The 19,707-nt window shown below is 70.1% G+C and carries 22 protein-coding genes; 9 read left to right on the top strand and 13 right to left on the bottom strand.

Going from position 1 to position 19,707, the window contains the following annotated elements; genetic code table 11:
- Window positions 1-55 precede the first annotated feature (55 nt).
- The 4 genes from CQ045_RS13895 to CQ045_RS13880 form a co-directional block, all read right to left on the bottom strand.
- A complete protein-coding gene (locus CQ045_RS13895) occupies window positions 56-1,408 on the bottom strand; it encodes a dihydrolipoamide acetyltransferase family protein (protein ID WP_105724700.1) in 1,353 nt (450 codons plus the stop codon).
- Between the two features lie 28 nt (window positions 1,409-1,436).
- The gene (locus CQ045_RS13890; protein ID WP_258131072.1) at window positions 1,437-2,459 is read right to left on the bottom strand and encodes an alpha-ketoacid dehydrogenase subunit beta; all 1,023 of its coding nucleotides are present in this window, start codon (window positions 2,457-2,459) and stop codon (window positions 1,437-1,439) included.
- Window positions 2,414-3,541, bottom strand: coding sequence for a thiamine pyrophosphate-dependent dehydrogenase E1 component subunit alpha (locus CQ045_RS13885; protein WP_374955027.1), 1,128 nt, complete (start codon window positions 3,539-3,541; stop codon window positions 2,414-2,416). The genes CQ045_RS13890 and CQ045_RS13885 overlap by 46 nt, the downstream gene beginning before the upstream one ends.
- 104 nt (window positions 3,542-3,645) lie before the next feature.
- Window positions 3,646-4,713, bottom strand: a complete 1,068-nt coding sequence (locus tag CQ045_RS13880; RefSeq protein WP_105724696.1) for a histidinol-phosphate transaminase — start codon at window positions 4,711-4,713, stop codon at window positions 3,646-3,648.
- A gap of 208 nt (window positions 4,714-4,921) precedes the next feature.
- Here CQ045_RS13880 and CQ045_RS13875 point away from each other — a divergent pair, with 208 nt between their 5' ends.
- The gene (locus CQ045_RS13875; protein ID WP_105724694.1) at window positions 4,922-5,326 is read left to right on the top strand and encodes a phage holin family protein; all 405 of its coding nucleotides are present in this window, start codon (window positions 4,922-4,924) and stop codon (window positions 5,324-5,326) included.
- Between the two features lie 117 nt (window positions 5,327-5,443).
- On the opposite strand, the gene CQ045_RS13870 is transcribed toward CQ045_RS13875, so the two are convergent.
- Together CQ045_RS13870 and CQ045_RS13865 are read right to left on the bottom strand one after the other, a co-directional pair.
- On the bottom strand, window positions 5,444-6,763 hold the full coding sequence (locus tag CQ045_RS13870) for a hypothetical protein (protein WP_146115246.1): 1,320 nt from the start codon (window positions 6,761-6,763) through the stop codon (window positions 5,444-5,446).
- Window positions 6,760-7,023, bottom strand: a complete 264-nt coding sequence (locus CQ045_RS13865) for a hypothetical protein (protein WP_105724689.1) — start codon at window positions 7,021-7,023, stop codon at window positions 6,760-6,762. Before CQ045_RS13865 ends, CQ045_RS13870 begins: the two co-directional genes overlap by 4 nt.
- A 209-nt stretch (window positions 7,024-7,232) precedes the next feature.
- On the opposite strand from CQ045_RS13865, the gene CQ045_RS13860 reads away from it, so the two are divergent.
- Complete coding sequence (locus tag CQ045_RS13860; protein WP_374955028.1) at window positions 7,233-7,709, top strand: low molecular weight protein-tyrosine-phosphatase; 477 nt, start codon at window positions 7,233-7,235, stop codon at window positions 7,707-7,709.
- Entirely contained in the window at window positions 7,706-9,088 is a 1,383-nt protein-coding gene (gene purB, locus CQ045_RS13855) for an adenylosuccinate lyase (protein ID WP_105724687.1), read from the top strand. Before CQ045_RS13860 ends, purB begins: the two co-directional genes overlap by 4 nt.
- A gap of 16 nt (window positions 9,089-9,104) precedes the next feature.
- Here the strand turns inward: purB and CQ045_RS13850 are convergent, their stop codons facing one another.
- The 3 genes from CQ045_RS13850 to CQ045_RS13840 all read right to left on the bottom strand — a co-directional run bounded on the left by CQ045_RS13850 (window position 9,105) and on the right by CQ045_RS13840 (window position 11,615).
- A complete protein-coding gene (locus CQ045_RS13850) occupies window positions 9,105-10,538 on the bottom strand; it encodes an MFS transporter (protein WP_181156568.1) in 1,434 nt (477 codons plus the stop codon).
- 76 nt (window positions 10,539-10,614) lie between these two features.
- Window positions 10,615-10,971: a hypothetical protein gene (locus tag CQ045_RS13845; RefSeq protein WP_105724684.1), complete on the bottom strand. Its 357-nt coding sequence runs from the start codon at window positions 10,969-10,971 to the stop codon at window positions 10,615-10,617.
- Window positions 10,968-11,615, bottom strand: a complete 648-nt coding sequence (locus CQ045_RS13840) for an acyl-CoA synthetase (RefSeq protein WP_105724682.1) — start codon at window positions 11,613-11,615, stop codon at window positions 10,968-10,970. Before CQ045_RS13840 ends, CQ045_RS13845 begins: the two co-directional genes overlap by 4 nt.
- A 305-nt stretch (window positions 11,616-11,920) precedes the next feature.
- Between CQ045_RS13840 and CQ045_RS13835 the strand changes: the two genes are divergently transcribed.
- The gene (locus tag CQ045_RS13835; RefSeq protein WP_105724680.1) at window positions 11,921-12,832 is read left to right on the top strand and encodes a hypothetical protein; all 912 of its coding nucleotides are present in this window, start codon (window positions 11,921-11,923) and stop codon (window positions 12,830-12,832) included.
- Window positions 12,833-12,839: 7 nt separating this feature from the next.
- Here the strand turns inward: CQ045_RS13835 and CQ045_RS13830 are convergent, their stop codons facing one another.
- Window positions 12,840-13,679, bottom strand: coding sequence for a sulfurtransferase (locus CQ045_RS13830; RefSeq protein WP_105724678.1), 840 nt, complete (start codon window positions 13,677-13,679; stop codon window positions 12,840-12,842).
- Between the two features lie 124 nt (window positions 13,680-13,803).
- On the opposite strand from CQ045_RS13830, the gene CQ045_RS13825 reads away from it, so the two are divergent.
- Genes CQ045_RS13825 through CQ045_RS13815 form a run of 3 tightly spaced genes read left to right on the top strand, consistent with a single transcriptional unit; the run spans window position 13,804 to window position 15,896 of the window.
- Window positions 13,804-14,742 carry a DMT family transporter gene (locus tag CQ045_RS13825; RefSeq protein WP_258131070.1) on the top strand — a complete coding sequence of 313 codons (939 nt, stop codon included), beginning with the start codon at window positions 13,804-13,806 and terminating at the stop codon, window positions 14,740-14,742.
- Window positions 14,735-15,394, top strand: a complete 660-nt coding sequence (ribA, locus tag CQ045_RS13820; protein ID WP_105724676.1) for a GTP cyclohydrolase II — start codon at window positions 14,735-14,737, stop codon at window positions 15,392-15,394. The genes CQ045_RS13825 and ribA overlap by 8 nt, the downstream gene beginning before the upstream one ends.
- A gap of 28 nt (window positions 15,395-15,422) precedes the next feature.
- The gene (locus CQ045_RS13815; RefSeq protein ID WP_105725000.1) at window positions 15,423-15,896 is read left to right on the top strand and encodes a MarR family winged helix-turn-helix transcriptional regulator; all 474 of its coding nucleotides are present in this window, start codon (window positions 15,423-15,425) and stop codon (window positions 15,894-15,896) included.
- Window positions 15,897-15,936: 40 nt separating this feature from the next.
- Here the strand turns inward: CQ045_RS13815 and CQ045_RS13810 are convergent, their stop codons facing one another.
- On the bottom strand, window positions 15,937-16,809 hold the full coding sequence (locus CQ045_RS13810) for an aldo/keto reductase (protein WP_219844436.1): 873 nt from the start codon (window positions 16,807-16,809) through the stop codon (window positions 15,937-15,939).
- 115 nt (window positions 16,810-16,924) lie between these two features.
- On the opposite strand from CQ045_RS13810, the gene CQ045_RS13805 reads away from it, so the two are divergent.
- Window positions 16,925-17,851, top strand: a complete 927-nt coding sequence (locus CQ045_RS13805) for a helix-turn-helix transcriptional regulator (RefSeq protein WP_105724672.1) — start codon at window positions 16,925-16,927, stop codon at window positions 17,849-17,851.
- Window positions 17,852-17,915: 64 nt separating this feature from the next.
- Window positions 17,916-18,269, top strand: a complete 354-nt coding sequence (locus tag CQ045_RS13800; RefSeq protein WP_105724670.1) for a helix-turn-helix domain-containing protein — start codon at window positions 17,916-17,918, stop codon at window positions 18,267-18,269.
- A gap of 1 nt (window position 18,270) precedes the next feature.
- Here the strand turns inward: CQ045_RS13800 and CQ045_RS13795 are convergent, their stop codons facing one another.
- Both CQ045_RS13795 and CQ045_RS13790 read right to left on the bottom strand, forming a co-directional pair.
- Window positions 18,271-18,864, bottom strand: coding sequence for a ClpP family protease (locus tag CQ045_RS13795; RefSeq protein WP_105724668.1), 594 nt, complete (start codon window positions 18,862-18,864; stop codon window positions 18,271-18,273).
- Window positions 18,861-19,475 carry a ClpP family protease gene (locus CQ045_RS13790; RefSeq protein WP_105724666.1) on the bottom strand — a complete coding sequence of 205 codons (615 nt, stop codon included), beginning with the start codon at window positions 19,473-19,475 and terminating at the stop codon, window positions 18,861-18,863. The genes CQ045_RS13795 and CQ045_RS13790 overlap by 4 nt, the downstream gene beginning before the upstream one ends.
- Between the last annotated feature and the right edge of the window lie 232 nt (window positions 19,476-19,707).

The following is a 19,707-nucleotide window of genomic DNA, read 5'->3' as shown; positions in this document are numbered from 1 at the left end:
AACCATTATCAACTCGGTGCCGCGGCGCGATCCGAACGCCCGGCCGCGCCTCACCTCACTCGACCAGCAGCGCGGGCTCCTCGAGGACGGAGGCCACGTCGGCGATGAAGCGGCTCATGCCGTCGCCGTCGATCACGCGGTGGTCGAACGATCCGGCGACCGTGGTCACCCAGCGCGGGCGCACCTCGCCGTCGACGACCCACGGCTTCTGGCTGATGGTGCCCATCGCCACGATGCCCGCTTCACCGGGATTGATGATCGGGGTGCCGGCATCCATCCCGAACACGCCGATGTTGGTGATCGTGATCGTGCCGCCCTGCTGATCCGCCGGCGGCGTCTTGCCCTCGCGAGCCGTGAGCGTCAGGCGGTTCAGCGCCCGCGCCAGGTCCTTCATGCTCAGGTCCTGCGCGTCCTTGATGTTCGGCACGAGCAGGCCGCGCGGGGTGGCGGCGGCGATTCCGAGGTTCACGTAGTGGCGCACGGCGATCTCGGCGCCGGCATCCGTCTCGATCCAGGCCGCGTTCACCATCGGCGTCCGACGCGCAGCCCAGATCACGGCCCTGGCCACGATGAGCAGCGGCGACACCTTGATGTCGGCGTAGTCGGGCGAGGCCTTGAGGCGCTTCACGAGCTCCATCGTTCGGCTCGCATCGACCTCCTTCCACACCGTCACGTGCGGAGCCGAGTACGCGCTCTGCACCATGGCCGAGGACGTGGCCTTGCGCACACCCTTGACCGGGATGGACTCGGTGCGGTCGTCGCCGGCGGCGGAGGGACGCGTCGCGGTGAGGCCGCGCGCGAGTCCGGCCGGAGCGGCCTGCGGCGCTGGCACGGTCTCTTCGCGGACGTCGCCCCACTCCGGCGTCTCGATGTTGCGGAAGACACTCGCCTGGGATGCGTGCTTGACCACGTCGTCGCGGGTGACCTCGCCGTCGGCGCCGGTCGCGGCGACCGCGGTGAGGTCGACCCCGAGATCGCGGGCGAGCTTGCGGATCGGCGGCTTCGCGATCACGCCCACCGAGGAGCGGACCGGGCGTTCCGCCGGACGCTTGCGGCGCGAGGTCGCACCACCGCCCGTGCCGTAGCCGACCAGCACCGAGCCACCACCCTCCTCCGCCGCGGGAGCCTCCGCCGTGGCGACGACACCGGGCCCCGCGTCGTCGCGCGCATCCGTCACGAAGGTGATGATCGGCGAGCCGACCTCGACCGTCGCTCCTTCGGCGGCGAGCAGCTCACCGACGACGCCCGCGTGCGGGGACGGCAGCTCGACGAGCGACTTGGCCGTCTCGATCTCGCAGATGACGTCGTTGATCGCGACCGTGTCACCCGGGGCGACCTTCCAGGCGACGATCTCCGCCTCGGTCAGGCCCTCCCCGACGTCGGGGAGGTTGAAGTTCTGCGTGCTCATGACGAGTCCTTTCGGCCGAGCGGGGATGTCAGTAGGCCAGCGAGCGGTCGACGGCCTCGAGGATGCGATCGGCATCCGGGAGGTACGCGCCCTCGAGCTTCGCGGGCGGGAACGGGGTGTCGTAGCCGGAGACGCGCAGCACCGGAGCCTCGAGCGCGTAGAACGCGCGCTCCATGACGGTCGCCGCGATCTCGCCGCCGATGCTCCCGAAGCCCTGCGCCTCCTGCGCGTAGACCATGCGGCCGGTCTTGCGCACCGAGTCGAGGATGGGCTCGTAGTCCACCGGCGACAGCGAGCGCACGTCGACGACCTCGCAGCTCGTGCCCTCGGCCTCGGCGAGAGCCGCGGCCTGCAGCAGCGTGGTGACCATCGCGCCGTGGCCGACGAGCGTCACATCGCTGCCCGTGCGGACGACACGCGACGAGTGCAGCGGGACGGCGGAGGCGTCGAGCTCGACCTCGCCCTTCTGCCAGTAGCGGCTCTTGGGCTCCATGAAGATCACGGGGTCGTTCGAGGCGATCGCCTCCTGGATCATCCAGTAGGCGTCGTTCGGCGTCGAGGGCGAGACCACACGCAGGCCCGGAGTGTGCGCGAAGTACGCCTCCGGACTCTCCTGATGGTGCTCGACCGCGCCGATGTGCCCGCCATAGGGGATCCGGATCACGATCGGCATGCTGATCGCGCCCTCGTGCCGGTTGGTGAGCTTCGCGAGCTGGGTGGTGATCTGGTCGAACGCCGGGAACACGAACCCGTCGAACTGGATCTCGATGACCGGGCGGTACCCGACCATCGCCATCCCGATCGCGGTGCCGACGATCCCCGATTCGGCGAGCGGGGTGTCCAGCACCCGACGGTCGCCGAAGTCGCGCTGCAGATGCTCCGTCACGCGGAAGACGCCGCCGAGCTTTCCGATGTCCTCACCCATGAGCAGGACCTTCGGGTCGTTCTCCATGGCCTTGCGCATCCCTGCGTTCAGCGCCTTGCTGAGCGGCATCGTCTCCAGGGTCACAGTGCGCCTCCTTCGAACGACGCCTCGTACCGCGCGCGCCATGCCTTCTGCTCGTCGATCAGCGGATGCGGCTCGCTGTAGACGTGGTCGAACATCTTGTCGGCACTGGGCGGAGTGAGCTCGACGCTGCGCGCGCGCAGGTCCTCCGCGGCATCCGCTGCTTCGGCCTCGACGTCGGCGAACAGCTGCGCGGATGCGCCACGGCCCTCGAGGAAGGCGCGCATCCGGACGATCGGATCGCGGCCGGCCCAGTACTGCTCCTCGTCGCTGCCGCGGTACTTCGTCGGATCGTCGCTCGTGGTGTGCGCACCGAGTCGGTAGGTGACGGCCTCGATCGCCTGCGGACCCTTGCCGCTGCGGGCCTCGTCGAGAGCTGTGCGGGAGACCGCATAGCTGGCGAGCACGTCGTTGCCGTCGACGCGGACGCTCGGGATGCCGTAGCCGGCGCTGCGCTGCACCAGGGGCACGCGCGACTGCGTGGACACGGGCACCGAGATCGCCCAGTGGTTGTTCTGGAGGAAGAAGACCGTGGGCGCCTGGTAGCTCGCGGCGAAGACCATCGCCTCGTGCACGTCGCCCTGGCTCGAGGCGCCGTCGCCGTAGTACGTGATGACAGCCTCGTCGCGGTCGACATCTCCGGTGCCGGTACGGCCGTCGAAGACCAGGCCCATGCCGTAGCCGGCGGCGTGCAGCACCTGCGAGCCGAGCACGAGCGTGTAGAGACGCGTGTTGCCGTTCTTCGGGTCGGTCGGGTCCCACCCGCCGTGGGAGACGCCGCGCATCAGCTTGATGATGTCGACCGGGTCGACGCCGCGGATGCGCGTGACCGCGTGCTCGCGGTAGGAGGGGAAGATCGTGTCCTGCCGACGGGCGGCGCGACCGGAGCCGACCTGCGCCGCCTCCTGTCCACGGCTCGGCGGCCACAAGGCGAGCTGCCCCTGCCGCTGCAGGTTCGTCGCCTGGGTGTCGATCGCGCGGATGACGACCATGTCCCGATAGAACTGCTCGAGTTCGGCGTCGCCGATCGCCTCGATCAGCGGAAGATATCGCTCGGCGGCGGGGGACGGTGCGAACCGTCCCGCCTCGTCCAGAACGCTCACAAGGGGTGTCTCGGAGGTGCTCACGGTCTCACGCTACCGGCGCGCGCATGCTCGGTCACGCATACCTAGGACGCCCTTGTAACTGCCCGGAAACCGGAGAATCACGGCGCAGTCGCGCGTCGGAGAGGTCAGCGGAGCGAGGCGGCGACCTCGAGCACGCGGGCGATGGAGCCTTCCTCGCCGACCGAGATGCGGATGCCGTCGCCTGCGAACGGCCGGACCACGAGGTCGTTCTCGACGAAGGCCGCAGCGACCTGGTCGGTGCGCTCGCCTGCCGGGAGCCAGACGAAGTTGGCCTGTGAGTCGGGCACATCCCAGCCCTGCGCACGGAGCCCCTCCACGAGGCGGGTGCGTCGCTCGACGATCACGGCGACGCGCTCGAGGAGCTCCGGTTCGGCGTCGAGGCTCGCGATCGCGGCGTTCTCCGCCGCGGACGTGACCGAGAGCGGGATGCCGGTCGTGCGCGCCGCATCCAGCACCTTCTCGTGTCCGATCGCGTAGCCGACGCGGAGCCCCGCCAGACCGTAGGCCTTCGAGAAGGTGCGCAGCACCACGACGTTCGGATGCTGCTCGAACACGCGCTCGGCGAGGCCGTCGACCGCGTCGGGCGCGGTCACGAACTCGGCGTACGCCTCGTCGAGGATGATCAGGATGTCGGAGGGCACGCGTGCGACGAACGACGCGAACTCAGCCGACGTGATGATCGGGCCGGTCGGGTTGTTGGGCGTGCACAGGATGATCGCGCGGGTGCGATCGGTCACGGCATCCGCCATCGCCTCGAGGTCGTGGCGGGAGTCGGCGGTCAGCGGCACCTGCACGCCGGTCGCGCCGGCGACGAGCGGCAGGCTCGGGTACGCCTCGAAGGAGCGCCACGCGTAGATGACCTCGTCGTCCACCGACGAGGTCGCCAGGATCAGCTGGTGCAGGATCGACACGCTGCCGGATGCGACGTGCACCTGGTCGGGGTCGACGCCGTAGCGCGCACCCAGTCGCTCGCGCAGGCGGGCCGCGGTCGCGTCCGGGTACCGGTTGATCGGCGTCGTGTGCTGCAGCGCTTCGAGGACCGACGGCAGCGGATCGAAGGGGTTCTCGTTGCTGGACAGCTTGAACGCGTCGGGTCCCGCCTGCTTCCCCTGCCGATACGGCGCGAGGGCGGCGATGGCGGGGCGGATGCGGGGCAGGAGCGGCTCGGTCACGCGTCGAGTCTACGAGGGCGGCCATCTCGACGACGGCCGGAACGGCCATGGTCGAGCGGCTCCCGGGTGCGAGGCGGTCGACTTCGTCCTCGACATGGCGCAGAGAGCCGCCCGGGGTTGATGCAGATCGCGCAGGCCATCGCGGCGCACATCCGGGAAGGCACCGCAGGCTGACTCTCGCAGGCGTCCATGCGAAACTGGTCGGACTATGCGCTTCATCATCCGTGTCGTCGTCAACGCCTTCGCCCTCTGGGTCGTCACACTGATCCCCGCACTGCAGGTCGTGATCACGGCCTTCCCTCCGGGCGAGACGCTGCAGCTGGTGCTGACCCTGCTCGCGGTCGCGGCGATCTTCGCGCTCGTGAACACGATCATCGGCACGGTCGTGAAGATCGTCGCCTTCCCGCTCTACATCATCACGTTCGGGCTGATCGGCTTCCTGATCAACGGCTTCCTGCTGTGGCTGACGGCGTGGATCACGAGCGGCTTCGGCTGGGGCCTGACCGTCGGTGACTTCTGGTGGGGCGTGCTGGCCGCGCTCATCATCTCGGTGATCAACGGCATCTTCGGCTTCATCCTGCGCCCGCAGAACAAGAAGTCCCGTCGCGACTGAGACGGCGCGCGAGTCCAGCGGCTCGAGCCGCAGCGGACCGATCTCGGCGAGGAACGTGAAGTCGCGATCCTGCCCTGGCCAGCGGGGACGGACACCTCCCCTGCACAGCCGTCCTGATCACCCCGTCCGCTGGGCATGGAACTCGGTGCGCTCGACGGCCACGGCCTCGCCGAGGTCGCTCCAGTAGACGTCGAGGGCCTCCGCCCGGGGGTCGTGGGACTCGTCCACCATCTCCGCCGTCTCGATGTACGTCTCGAGCCCGTGGGTCTTCAGTGTGAAGTCCTGGAACCCGTCGTCGGGGTCGCCGACGCGAGTCGCGGTGAAGCTGTCAGGGGATCCGGTCCCTTCCGCCGACCCGCCTGCGGCGAGCGCGGAGACGACGTCGTCCGTGTGCCGGAGTTGGACGATGGTCTGGTCGTCTCGGAGCGTCGGCTCTTCGGGGCTTCCCGCCGTCAGCTGCAGCGAGACGTCGAACTCGCTCTCCATCGCGAGGCGGGCGGCGATCATCCCGCCCTGCGAATGAGCGACCACGTCGACCTGATCGCCGGGCTCCGCACCCGCGAGTGCGAGCGCATCGAGGGTGGCCTGATACGACGCCGACCTCTGTCCGCGGTACAGCTCGACGTTCGACTTCATGTCCCACGGCTCCGCGGCACCCGCCTGCCACGGCGCGGAGTTCTGGGTGCCCTTGACGTACGCCACGTACCGGGTCGTGCCGTCGGCCATCGTGTACTTCTCGACCGCCACCTGTGCGCTCGCCTTCGGCATCCGTCCGAGGGCGGCGGCGAGGTCCTTCGGTGCGGCGGCGGGCGTCGACGTGCGCACCGGGTCGACCCGCACGGGGTCGGCCGCCCCCTTCAGCGGCGCACCCGGGGCGACCTTCCCGAGCCCTGAGACGACCCCGACGAACGCCCCCGCCAGGAACAGGTGCGGAAGGGCTCCTCCCAGGTCGTACTGACCTCCCAGCCCTTCGAAACGGCGCGCCTTCCCGTCCGCCACCAGCCGGTCGGCGAGGGCATCGATCCGCTCGTCTCCGGCGGTCAGACGGTCGATGCGCACCTGGACGGCATCCGCTGCGGCGGCGTCGGTGAGGGCCAGCGCCTCAGCCCGCGCGCGCAGCTCGACCAGCTCGAAGGCATCCACCATCAGCAGCACACCCCCACACGCCTCCCCGATCTCATCGCGCAGCGCACCGACACGCTCCCCGCTCCACCGCAGCGCGCCGACGTCGACCAGCGGGAAGCTCCTCGGCGCGGAGGTGATGAGCGCGAGCGCCCGGCCGATCGCCTCCCGAGCGTCGGCATACTGGTACGCCACCGCAAGCATCCGGGCGCCGACGACGCGCAGCTGCTCGGTGTCGACGGCGATCGCGCCGCCATGGTCGATGTCCAGCCCGCCGATGCTCCCCGGCGTCACAGCTCCGGCCGTTCCGCTCATGCCGCGCCCCCGCGTCCCAGCTCCCATTCGCGGGCCGTGAGGTGTCCGACCTCGACGCCCGTCTCGCCGCGGAGCCGCTCGAGCAGTTCGTGCAGCGCGCGCAGCCCGGCAGACTGCCAGTCCGAGCTGTCGGCGAGCCCGACGAGGAAAGCTCCGGCCGCGTCCAGGGTCGAGATCGCCGCTGCGATCTCGCGGCAGGCCAGGAACCAGATCCCGGGGTCATCGGAAGCGGCGGCCGGCTGTTGTGCGATCTCGTACATGGCCTCCAGCATCCGCGATCACCGTCCGCTCGCCCGGCGCGATTCGCGCGACCAGTGGATACCTGGATGCCCGCTCAGGGTGTGCAGGGATCGCGCGGGTCGGCCGGCCGCTGTGCAGGACGGCCGCGGCCGGGCAGAATGTATCTGTGACATCCCCGGTTCCCTTCCGCGTGATCTTCGTCTGCACGGGGAACATCTGCCGCTCTCCCATGGCCGAGGTCGTGTTCCGCGACCTCGCCGAGCGCCAGGGCCTCGGCTCGCGCATCGTCTCGCGCAGCGCAGGCACCGGCGACTGGCATCTGGGCGAACGCGCCGACCATCGCACGATCGACTCCCTGGCCCGCCGCGGCTACGACGGCTCCCGGCACCGAGCCCGGCAGTTCACCGCCGCGACCTTCGCCGACAACGATCTCGTCGTCGCGCTCGACCGCACGCACGAGCGCATCCTGCGGGAGTGGGCGCACGACGAAGACGAAGAGGGCAAGGTGACCCTCCTGCTCGCCTTCGACCCGAACGCGTCGACGCACGACGTGCCCGACCCCTACTACGCAGGCGCGGAGATGTTCGATTCGGTGCTCGGTATGATTGAGGCGGCGACTCGGGGCCTGTTCCGTCAGCTCGAACCCGCTCTTCGTCTCCCCCGCTCGCCCCGGACCTTCGGGGCCCCATCAGGAGGACTCCCCTGACTTTCCAGCCCTCGCTCCCCCCGCAGCCCCTGAGCCCCCTCGACGGCCGCTACCGCGGCGCCGTCACCGGCCTCGCCGACTTCCTGTCCGAGGCGGGCCTGAACCGGGCTCGTGTCGAGGTCGAGGTCGAGTGGCTGATCGCGCTCACCGATCGCTCGCTGTTCGAGACATCGCCGCTGTCGGATGCCGACAAGGACCGCCTGCGAGCGCTGTACCGCGACTTCGGGCAGGCGGAGATCGACTGGCTCGCCGAGAAGGAAGCCGTCACCCAGCACGACGTCAAGGCGATCGAGTACCTCGTGCGCGACCGGCTGTCGACGCTCGGGCTCGACGGCATCGCGGAGCTCACGCACTTCGCCGCCACGAGCGAGGACATCAACTCCGCCTCGTACGCGCTCACCGTCAAGCGCGCCGTCGAGGAGGTCTGGCTTCCGGCGCTCGACACCGTGATCGCCAAGCTCCGCGAGCTCGCGGTCGAGCACGCCGACGCCCCGATGCTCTCCCGCACGCACGGCCAGCCCGCGACGCCGTCGACCATGGGCAAGGAGATCGCCGTCTTCGCATGGCGCCTCGAGCGCGTGCGCGGTCAGATCGCGGCATCCGACTACCTCGCGAAGTTCTCCGGCGCCACCGGCACCTGGTCGGCGCACCTCGCGGCCGACCCCGACGCCGACTGGCCGACCATCGCCCGCGAGTACATCGAGGGTCTGGGTCTCAGCTTCAACATCCTGACGACCCAGATCGAATCGCACGACTGGCAGGTCGAGCTCTACGACCGCGTGCGTCACGCCGGCGGCATCCTCCACAACCTCGCCACCGACATCTGGACCTACATCTCGCTCGGCTACTTCGCGCAGATCCCGGTCGCCGGCGCCACCGGCTCGTCGACGATGCCGCACAAGATCAATCCGATCCGCTTCGAGAACGCCGAGGCCAACCTCGAGATCTCGGGCGCCCTGCTCGCCTCCCTCGGCCAGACGCTCGTCACCAGCCGCCTGCAGCGCGACCTCACCGACTCCACCACGCAGCGCAACATCGGCGTGGCATTCGGTCACTCGCTGCTCGCGCTCGACAACCTGCGCCGCGGCCTGAACGCGATCTCGCTGTCGCGCGACGTGCTGCTCGCCGACCTCGACGTGAACTGGGAGGTGCTGGCCGAGGCCATCCAGACCGTCATCCGCGCCGAGGTCGTCGCCGGCCGCTCCACGATCACCGACCCGTACGCGCTGCTCAAGGAGCTCACACGCGGACACCGGGTGGGTGCTGCCGACCTCGCCGCGTTCGTCGAGGGGCTCGAGATCGGGGATGCCGCCAAGCAGCGCCTCCTCGCCCTGACCCCCGCGACCTACACCGGCATCGCGGAGCGCCTGGCGCGCTGACCCCGGCAGGGGCGGTTCAGGAGGTCGGCTCCCCGGAGTGATCGGCCACGGTGTCGCGAGGCATGAACGACGCGGCGAGCAGCGTGAGCAGGGCCGTCGCGGCGACCGCGACGAACACCCACACCGACGCGTGGATGATCGTGCCGGGATCGTCGGGGCCCGCGCCCCGGGCGATGACCGCGTTGGAGATCGCTCCGAACACGGCGACGCCCACGGCGCTTCCGGCCGAGCGCGCGAACGCGTTCATCCCGGTCACGGCCCCGCGTTCGCTCCAGCCCACCGACGACTGGGCGACGATCAGGGTCGGGGCCGCGGTCCAGCCGAGCCCGAAGCCGAGGACGAACGCGATCAGCGCCAGCACGAACGGGTTCGGCCAGGAAGACACCGACGCCAGGACGATCGCGGCGACCGTCGTGATGCTGATTCCGATCAGCGTGGTGCGGCGGAAGCCGATGCGGAGGTAGAGGCGTCCGACGTTCGCGGCGGCGATCGGCCAGCCGAGGGTCAGCGCCGCGACCGCCAGCCCCGACAGCAGGGGCGCGATGCCGAGGGAGCCCTCGAGGTAGGCCGGCGCGAAGCTGGTGACGCCGATCATCAGCGCGCCCACTCCCAGCGAGACGAGCGTGGTCGTGAGGATGAGCGGCCGGGCGGCCAGCCGGAGGTCGACGATGGGCTCCGCGGCGCGACGCTCGACGACCGCGAAGAGCGCGAGCGCGATCAGTCCCACCCCGAAGCAGAGCGCGCTCGGGACGGAGAGCCACGCCCACGCGTTCCCGCCCTCGAGCATCCCGAGGATGAGACCGGTCAGTCCGATCGTGAGCAGGGCGGCGCCCGCATAGTCGATGCGGTGCCGCTGAGTCTGCTTCTGCTCCTTGTACTTGACCTGCAGCATCCACCCGGCGATCAGACACAGGGGGATGTTCACCCAGAAGATCCATCGCCATGCGTCGAGCTGCGCGAAGACGCCGCCGAGCGCCGGGCCGACGACCGACGACATCGCCCAGACGCTGGCGATGTAGCCCTGCACCTTGGCGCGCTCGGCGAGCGTGTAGATGTCTCCGACGATCGTCATCGCCATCGGCGCGACCGCTCCGGCGCCGAGACCCTGGATGACGCGGAAGACGATAAGCGCGGGCATGCTCCACGCGAAGCCGCAGAGCACGGATCCGAGGAGGAACAGGGCGATGCCGAGGAGGATGATCGGCTTGCGGCCGACCGTGTCGGCGAAGCGCGAATAGATGGGGACGCTCACGGCCTGCGCCAGCAGGTACACCGAGAACAGCCAGGGGAACTGCTGGTAGCTGCCGAGATCGCGAACGATGCTGGGCACCGCCGTCGCGAGGATCGTGGCGTCGATCGCGATGATCCCGGTGGCGAGCATCAGGGCGCCGAGGATCGGTCCTCGGGTCGACCGGAGTCCGATGGAGGCGCGGTCGACGGAGGCGGTCACGACAGGGACGAGTCGTCGCGTCGGACGTCTCTTCCGAAGATGCCCGGAAGAGGCGGGAAACCCGGCCCCGAGCCGGTCACGAGGACGCCGGGCGTCCGGGAGCCTCGGAGTCGGGGTCTTCGTCGTCGGGCTCCGGGTCGTAGAGCACCGGACGATCGATCGTCTTGGTGACATCGGCGGGATCGACGGCGAGGATCAGCATCGCGAGGATCAGCAGCGTGACGATGAACGCCCCGCCGCCCACGACGAGTCCCAGTGCCACCGGGGTCAGCCCGTCGTAGGTGCCGTTCGCGATCGCCGTGTTCACGCGCGACGTGAAGGCGCCGGTCGAGACGAGCGTGACGACCATGGCGAAGACGCCGCAGGCCAGGGCGATGCCCAGGAGGTGCAGCGGGCGCAGGATGTCCCGACGTGTGGGCTTCTCGTCGCTCATCGCTCTCCTCCGTGCTCCGCAGGGGCGGCGCTGTCATTCGCTGCGGAGGCCGCGACGGCATCCACTCGCTTCGGCGTGAGCCCGGCGATGCCGAGGAACACGGCGACGATCGCCGCGTACCCGCCGAACATCCCGACCCCGAGGATGATGCCCGAGAGCACGAACGTCCCCGCCTTCTCGATCGTGTACTCCTGCAGGAAACCGGCCGGGATCAGCAGGAGGACGACGCCGAGCAGCACGCCCAGCGCTCCGACCGTGATCGCATCGCGCGACAGGACGTCGCCGGTTCGACGGGAGCGGATGCCGGCGAGGAGTTCGATACCGCCGGTGATGATCGCCCAGGCCGAGACGACGATGAAGAACAGGTCGTCGGAACGCCACCCGGGGACGCCGCTCACCATGCCGGCGATGACGCTGACCGCCGCGAGCAGCACATACGACCAGCGCGATCCCGCCGGCACCACCAGCCAGGCGGCGAGCACCTGCACGAGGGCGGTGACGAAGACGAAGCCGCTGAAGACGGACAGTCCGACGGGTGCGGAGTGATCAGACGAGAAAGTGATCATCAGCGCGGCGACCGCGGCGAACAGCGCGCGCAGCAATTGCACGTGGCGCATGGTGAATGCGCGAGCAGGGGCAGACATGACGGTCCAGAGTCCTCCGGGGTGTTCCCCCCAGTCTACGCGGGGCCGCGGAGGCCTTCCGCCGGGAGGCGTGCGGGAGGAGGATTCGTGAAGCCCGGCGGATCTCCCCAGATCGATTGCCGGGCTTCACGACATACGCAGCAAGGGGGGCATCACTGCGTCAGACCGGTCGTCGCAGGTTCGGGCACCCGTCCCGCGATGACGGCCAAGTGACCCCACATGCCCACCCGGTCCCCTGAGGTGCGCGCGTGCGGTCGTATGCTCACTTTAGGGCGGTGCGCTTCACATACCGGACGGGGGCTGTGATGAGTTACGAATATGACGAACGCAGATCCGGATCCGAGACTTTCGCAGCGGCGCTGCGGGACGCGGTCAACGCGAAGGACGTGACACTGTCGTGGCTGCAGCGGCAGCTCAAGGCCCGGGGGAACCGCGTCTCGATGGCCACGCTGAGCTACTGGCGTTCGGGAGCGCGACGCCCGGAAGGCGCGCAGTCGCTGGCCGCCTTGACGGACATCGAGGATCTCCTGGGACTCGACGTCGGCACGCTGACCAGGCACCTCCGCTCCACGAACCGCACCGGTCCGCTCGGACCGAACCAGTTCCCGATCGACGAGGAGGAATTGGAGCAGGCGGTCATCGACGCCTTCCAGGCGCTCGGCGCGTCGTACCCCGACACCTCCCGGGAGATCACGACCCACTCCGTGACCGATGTCGGCCCCGACGGGAACGTCGCGTACAGCATCACCCGCAGCATCGTGCAGTCGACGGTCGGGACGATCACCGCGATCCCGTTCCTCGAGATCAGCCCCGGCATCGCCACCCCGGCCCCCCTGCTGAACGCGGTGTCCGGCGGGCGGATCGCCGCACGGTACTCCCACCCCGACGGCGAGGTGCACGGCGTGCTCTTCGAGCTCGATCTTCCGCTGACGGCCCCGGAGACGGCGATGGTCGAGTGGTCGGTCGAGTACCCGCCCGACTATCCGCCGACACGCGAGACCGGACACGCGCTGGCTCAGAAATGCCGGGAGCTGCTGGTGTGGACGCGTTTCCACCCGGATGCTCTCCCCGACTGGTGCGAGGAGCACGTCGAGACCCCGGACGGCGTCACCGTGTCGCCGGTGCCGCTCACCCGGGGGACGTCGGTGCATCTCGTGCGCCGGGCGTTCGGTCCGGGCGCCCTGGAACTGCGCTGGGGCTACGGCCCGCGGGACTGACGCGGACTCAGCCGGGCTGGTCGCCCGTCGCGACCGGGCGGCCGGGGGTGTTCGACCACTGGCTCCACGAACCGGGGAAGACCTTCGCGTCGATCCCGACCTCGTGCAGGACCAGGGCGGTGTGCGCGGCCGTGACCCCGGAACCGCAGTAGGCGGCGACCGGGGTGCCCGGGGTGACGCCGACCTCGGCGAAGCGCGCCAGGATCGTCTCGCGGTCGAGGATCCGGCCCTCCGCATCGAAGTGCACGGGCTCGGGGAGGTTGCGCGCGCCGGGGATGTGTCCGCCCACCGGATCGTAGGGCTCGGAATCGCCGCGGTACCGATCGGCGGCCCGCGCGTCGAGCAGCACGCCGGATGCCGGGAACGCCGCGGCCTCGTCGATCGACAGCGCCTCGCCGCCGATCTCGTCGAGCACGACGTCGCCGGGCTCCGGGTGCACGTCATCGGTCGCGACCTCGAACCCCTCCGCCTGCCAGCCTCGGATGCCGCCGTCGAGCACGCGCACGTCGACGCCGCCCTGACGCAGGAGCCACCAGGCACGGGCCGCCGAGATGCCGTTGAAATCGTCGTATGCGACGACGAGGTCGCCCGCCCGGACACCCCAGCGCCGTGCCGCGGCCTGGAGCGTCGCGGTCGACGGCAGCGGGTGCCGCCCCTCCGACGGCTCGCCGTGGGTGGAGAGCTCGGTGTCGAGTGCAGCGAACACGGCGCCGGGGATGTGCCCGGTCAGGTAGTCGTCGTGCCCGGACTCCGGACGATCCAGCCGCCACCGCACATCGATCACGCGCACGGGCGCACCCCGGGTCAGAAGGTCGCTCAGCTCGACGGCACTCACGAAGTCGCTCATCCTGCGAGGCTACCGAGTCGGCGGCGGCATCCGGCGCATCGTCGCCTTCTCCCGTCACGGGGCGAATCGAAGAAGGGCCGCGGGTGACTATGCTCGATCCGGCAACGTCGAGAAAGGGCCCGCGATGTCCTCTCGTCTCCGCTGGATGCGCTTCCGCCCGCAGGAAGCCGCGCTCATCGCGATCACCGCGGTGTGGGGCGGCACGTTCCTGCTCGTGCATTGGGCGATGGAGCACTCCGGTCCCTGGTTCTTCGTCGGCATCCGGTTCCTGATCGCCGGCGCCATCAGCGTCGTGATCTTCCGTCGCGTGCTGCGCGGCATCCGCTGGCGTGACGTCGGGGCGGGCGTCGCGATCGGCGTGATGATCTACCTCGGCTACGGCCTGCAGACGCTCGGCCTGCAGACGATCGACAGCAGCACCTCCGCCTTCATCACCGCGATGTACGTGCCGCTCGTGCCGCTGGCGCAGTGGGCCGTGTTCCGCAAGCGCCCGCCGGCCATGGCCTTCGTCGGGGCGGGCCTCGCGTTCGTGGGGCTGCTGTTCATCGCCGGCCCCGACGCCTTCGCACTGACGCTCGGCGCGGGCGAGATCGCCACCATGATCAGCACTCTTCCGATCGCCGCCGAGATCATCCTGATCAGTCTCTTCGCCGGGAAGATCGACCTCGGCCGCATCACGGTCATCCAGCTGCTGACCGCCGGCGTGCTGGGCCTGCTCACGATGCCGGTGGTCGGCGAAGACGTGCCGGAGTTCTCGTGGATCTGGGTCGGCTGCGCGGTCGGCCTGGGTGCGGCGAGCTGCCTGATCCAGCTGACCATGAACTGGGCGCAGAAGTCGGTCTCCCCGACCCGCGCGACCATCATCTACGCCGGAGAGCCGGTGTGGGCAGGGGTCATCGGTCGCATCGCCGGTGAGCGTCTGCCCGCGACCGCGCTGATCGGCGGGGCTCTCGTCGTGCTCGGCATCCTCGCCAGCGAGCTGAAGATCGTGCGGCGGCGGGGGCGGGAGTCGTCGCATCCGGGAATACTCCGCGGGACTGCGCGTTGCACCCGGCATGATTGAAACTTCAACCGTCGCTCCGGTCCCCACGGAACGCACTCGCGTCCGCGTGCCGCTGCGCTTCGGCGACGGCTTCTCCACGACCGCCGACGTGGTCACCTTCGACGGCCTCATCGACGGCCGTGAGCACCTGCTGCTCGGGCTCGGCGACTGGCGCGCAGCGCTCGACCGCTCTGTCGACGGCGGCGCCGCACCGCTGGTCCGTCCGCACAGCGAGTGCCTCACCGGCGACGTGTTCGGCTCGGAGCGCTGCGACTGCGGCCCCCAGCTGCGCGAGGCCGTCGAGCGCATCGCCGACGAGGGCGGGTTCCTGCTGTACCTGCGCCAGGAGGGCCGGGGCATCGGCCTGTACGCGAAGCTCGACGCCTACGCGCTGCAGGATGCAGGGCTCGACACCTACGAGGCGAACGTCGCCCTGGGCCACGGCGAGGACGAGCGGGACTACACCGTCGCCGCCCAGATGCTGCGCGCGCTCGGCGTCGACGGCATCCGCCTGCTCAGCAACAACCCCGACAAGGCCGTGCAGCTCGAGGCGCTCGGCATCCGCGTCACGGAGCGGGTCCCCACCGAGGTGCACCTGTCGGAGGCGAACACCCGCTACCTGCAGGCCAAGCGCGACCACACCGCGCACACGCTCGACCTGTCGGCGGCGTGACACCCGCGTGACAGTCCAGGAGGGCATGATGACGGCGGAGCAGCAGCATCCGCGTCGACTCGACGACACCGAGATGGAGACCTGGCTGCCCGTCATCCGGTTCGTCCAGCTGCTGCCGCAGGTGCTCGACCGCACCCTGAAGGAAGAGGTCGGGCTCAATCACGCGCGCTACGCGATCCTCGTCACCCTCGCAGGACAGGGCGAGGGCACCGTGACGATGACGGAGCTCGCCCGCATCGCCGGACTCAGCCGCTCGCGGTTGAGCCATGCGCTGGACTCGCTCGAGCAGCGCGGCTGGGTGGAGCGCACCTCGTGCAGCTCCGACAAGCGCACGCTGTCCGCCACGCTCACGCCCGCCGGTCGGGAGATGCTGCGCACCGCCGCTCCGGTGCACGTCGAGCAGGTGCGGGAGCTGGTGCTCGATCCGCTGAGCGCCGAGGAGCGCGAGCAGCTCGGGGCGATCCTCGGCAAGCTCCTGCCCGCCGTGACCGCGGCGCTGTAGGCGGACGGCGGGTTTCACCCGCGGGGCGAGCGCGGACCGATCATGCTTCCGGGATCGCGCGACCGAAGCTCTCGAGGGTGACGTCCTCGGGCTCCGGGCCGCGACGCTCGCCCGTGTCGAGCCCGTCGATCGACGACAGCTCCGACGCCGAGAGCTCGAAGTCGAAGACGTCGAAGTTCTCGGCGATGCGTGCCGGACGCACTGACTTCGGCAGGGCCGAGCGGCCTTGCTGCAGGTGCCAGCGGAGCATCACCTGGGCGGGCGACTTGCCGTGCGAGGCGGCGATCGCCCGGAGGGTCTCGTCGTCGAAGACGGAGGCCCCGTTGGGGCGGTACGCCGTGATCCCGCCGATCGGCGACCACGCCTGGGTGACCGTGCCGGCCGCGGCATCAGCCTCCTGCACCGCGCGCTGCGAGAAGTAGGGGTGCACCTCGATCTGGTTGATCGCCGGCACGATGCTCGTCTGCTCGGCGAGACGCGCGAGGTGGTCGACCATGAAGTTGCTGACCCCGATCGCGCGGACCCGGCCGTCGGCAAGCAGCGTCTCGAGCGCCTTGTAGGCCCCGACGGTCAGGTCGAACCGGGTCGGCAGCGCCTGGTGGAGGATCAGCAGATCGAGCTGGTCGACGTCGAGCTTGCCGGTCGACTTCTCGAACGCGTGCAGCGTCTCGTCGTATCCGTAGTCGCTGATCCAGACCTTCGTCTCGATGAAGACGTCTTCGCGCGGGATACCGGAACGACGGATCGCCTCCCCGACCTCGCGCTCGTTGCCGTACGCAGCGGCGGTGTCGATCAGGCGGTAGCCCGTCTCGAGGGCTGTGCTGACGGCATCGACGGTCTCGTCCGGGGCGGCCTGGAACACTCCGAAGCCGAGGGCGGGCATCTCGATGCCGTTGTTGAGGGTGAGATTCATGGTCATGCCTCCAGTGTGCGCCGCCGTCGAGATCAGAGGGAGGTCCTGGCATGCCCCCTCTGCCCGGTACTGCCGGTACCTCCCTCCTCGGACTCGGAAGGCGTAGCGTCGGAGCATGGACACCCGCAGCGAGGTGCGCGAGTTCCTCTCCACGAGACGCGCACGCATCACACCCGAGAAGGCGGGCCTGCCCGCATTCGGCGGCAACCGCCGCGTTCCGGGACTGCGACGCGAAGAGGTCTCGCTCCTGGCCGGTGTCAGCGTCGACTACTACACGCGCCTCGAACGCGGCGACCTGTCCGGGGCTTCCGACAGCGTGCTCGACGCCCTCGCCCGTGCGCTGCAGCTGGACGAGGCCGAGACCGCACACCTGTTCGACCTCGCCCGGGTCGCGAACGCCTCGCCGATCGTGCGGACGCCGCGGAAGAAGCCCGGCGAGCTGCGGGCCAGCATCCTCCGCCTGCTCGATGCGATGACCGAGGCCCCGGCTGTCGTGCGGAACAGCTACTTCGACTACCTGGCCGCCAACGCGCTGGGCCGCGCGCTCTACGCGCCGGTGTTCGCACAGCCGCAGCCGAACAGCGCGCGCTTCGCCTTCCTCGATCCGGCCGCGCAGGACTTCTACCCCGAGTGGGATCGCAACACCCGCGAGCTCGTCGCGGCGATGCGAGGCGAGGCGGGTCGCAACCCGTTCGACCGGAAGCTGACCGACCTCGTCGGCGAGCTCTCCACGAGAAGCGAACGATTCCGCACACTGTGGGCCGCGCATGATGTGCGGTTCCACCGGACGGGCGTGAAGCGCATCGCCCATCCCGTGGTCGGCGAGATCGAATTGACGTACGAAGCGTTCGCGCTGCCTGCCGACCCCGGCCTGCACCTGTCGACCTACACCGCCGAGCCGGGAACGGCATCGGCCGACAAGCTCAAGATGCTCGCCAGCTGGGCGGCCACCGATGCCGCGGCGCCCGAACCGGCAGCATCCGAACAGACGCACGATGTCGACGCCGCGCCCGAACGCACCTCCGGTCGCGCCGACGCCTGACCTCGCGGTTCTGCTCTGAGCAGAACCGCTCGAACCGGCCGGATGCCGCGGATTATCGTGAGGCATGGCCGACATCGTCCCGTTCCCGCGCGCACCGCGCCCCGACCGTCCGCAGCCGAGCGACCCCGAGCCGCTGTGGCGCCATCTGCTGGGCGACCAGTTGCGCCGCCGCCGCCACGACCGCGAGGAGACGCTGACCGAGACCGCCGAGAAGGCCGGCGTCTCGCCCCAGTACCTCTCCGAGGTCGAGCGCGGGCGGAAGGAGCCCTCGAGCGAGATGATCGCCGCGATCGCCGGAGCCCTCGACACGAGCCTCATCGAGTTGACGAGCGCCGTGGCCGACGAACTGCGGTCGGTGCCGGCATCCGCTGCCGTCTCGGTCTCGGTGTCGCGCGGCTCCTTCGCCCTCGCCGCCTGATTCACACCCCCCGCGGCCCCAGCACGTTGTCGATCAGTCCGTAGTCCAGCGCCGCGGATGCCGTGAACACCCGGTCGCGGTCGGTGTCGGCACGGAGCTCTCCGACCGTGCGGCCGCTGTGCCTGGCGAGGATCTCCTCCATGTCGGAGCGCACCCGCACGACCTCGTCGGCCGCGAGGATCAGATCGGGGATGGCGCCCCTCGACTGTCCGGCCGGCTGATGCAGCACGATGCGGGCGTGGGCCAGCGCGGCCCTCTCCCCCGAGGCGCCGGCGGCGACGAGCAGCGCCGCGGGACCGATGGCCTGACCGACGCACGTCGTCGCGATGCGCGGACGGATGTGCTGCATGGTGTCGTAGATCGCCAGCGCCGCGCCGGGATCGCCACCCTCGCTGTTGATGTAGAACTGGATTCCGGAGTCCGGGCTGTCCGCGTCGAGATGCAGCAGCTGCGCGATGAGGGCGTTCGCGACCCCCGCATCGATGCTGGTGCCGAGATAGATGACGCGTTCCGCGAGCAGGTGCGAATAGACGTCCATGATGCGTTCCCCGCGCGGATGCTGCGCGATGACGTTCGGGATCGTGTACCCGCTCATGCGTCCGCCCCCAGTCCGACGCGCGCGCGTCGTCGCGGCATCACCTCGGTGATCGAGGCGACGATCCCGTCGATGAACCCGTAGTCCTGCGCCTGGGTGGCGGTGTACCAGCGGTCGTGCAGCGAGTCCTCGAAGATGCACTCGAGCGGCTGACCCGTGTCGGCGGAGATGAGCCCGAGCACGGTGTCGCGCGTGTGCCGCAGGTCGTCGGCCTGCGTCTCGATCTCGCCCGCGGAGCCGCCGATGCCCGCCGATCCCTGATGCATGAGGATGCGCGCGTGCGGCAGCGCCCGCCGCTTGCCCGGGGTGCCGGCGGAGAGCAGGAACTGCCCCGCGCTGCAGGCGAGCCCGAGGGCGAGGGTCGCCACGTCGTTGGGGATGAGTCGCATGATGTCGCGGATCGCGAGCATCGACGGCACCGAGCCGCCGGGCGAGTGGATCCAGAGGGCGATGTCGGCCACGGGGTCCTCGGCCGACAGCGCGAGCAGCTGCGTCATCAGCAGCGTGCCGTTGTCGTCGTCGAGCGCACCGTCGAGCACGAGCACGCGCTCGTGGAACAGCGCGCGCCGGGCCTCGGGGCCGAACTGCGGGATGGGGTTGTCTTCGCTCATGTCCCCAGCATCCGTCGCCGCCCGTCGCACTCGGCCGGATTCTGCCCTGGGCCGCTCTGCCCGCAGCAGATCCTCCTCCTCTTCTCCCCTCTTCCTCCCTCGTGCTCTCTCTTCCTCTTTCCTGCTCCCTGCCGACCCGGCCCCTTGGGACGAGCCACCCCCTTCCGCACGTCCGCAAAGGGGTGGCTCGTACAGAAAGGGGTGGCTCGTCCCAAGGGGCCGGGTCGGCAGG

This window comes from Microbacterium sp. MYb66, assembly GCF_002979435.1.
Taxonomy (GTDB): Bacteria; Actinomycetota; Actinomycetes; order Actinomycetales; family Microbacteriaceae; genus Microbacterium.
Note: the sequence above shows the minus strand (reverse complement) of the source record. Positions and strands in the feature narration are given on the sequence as shown.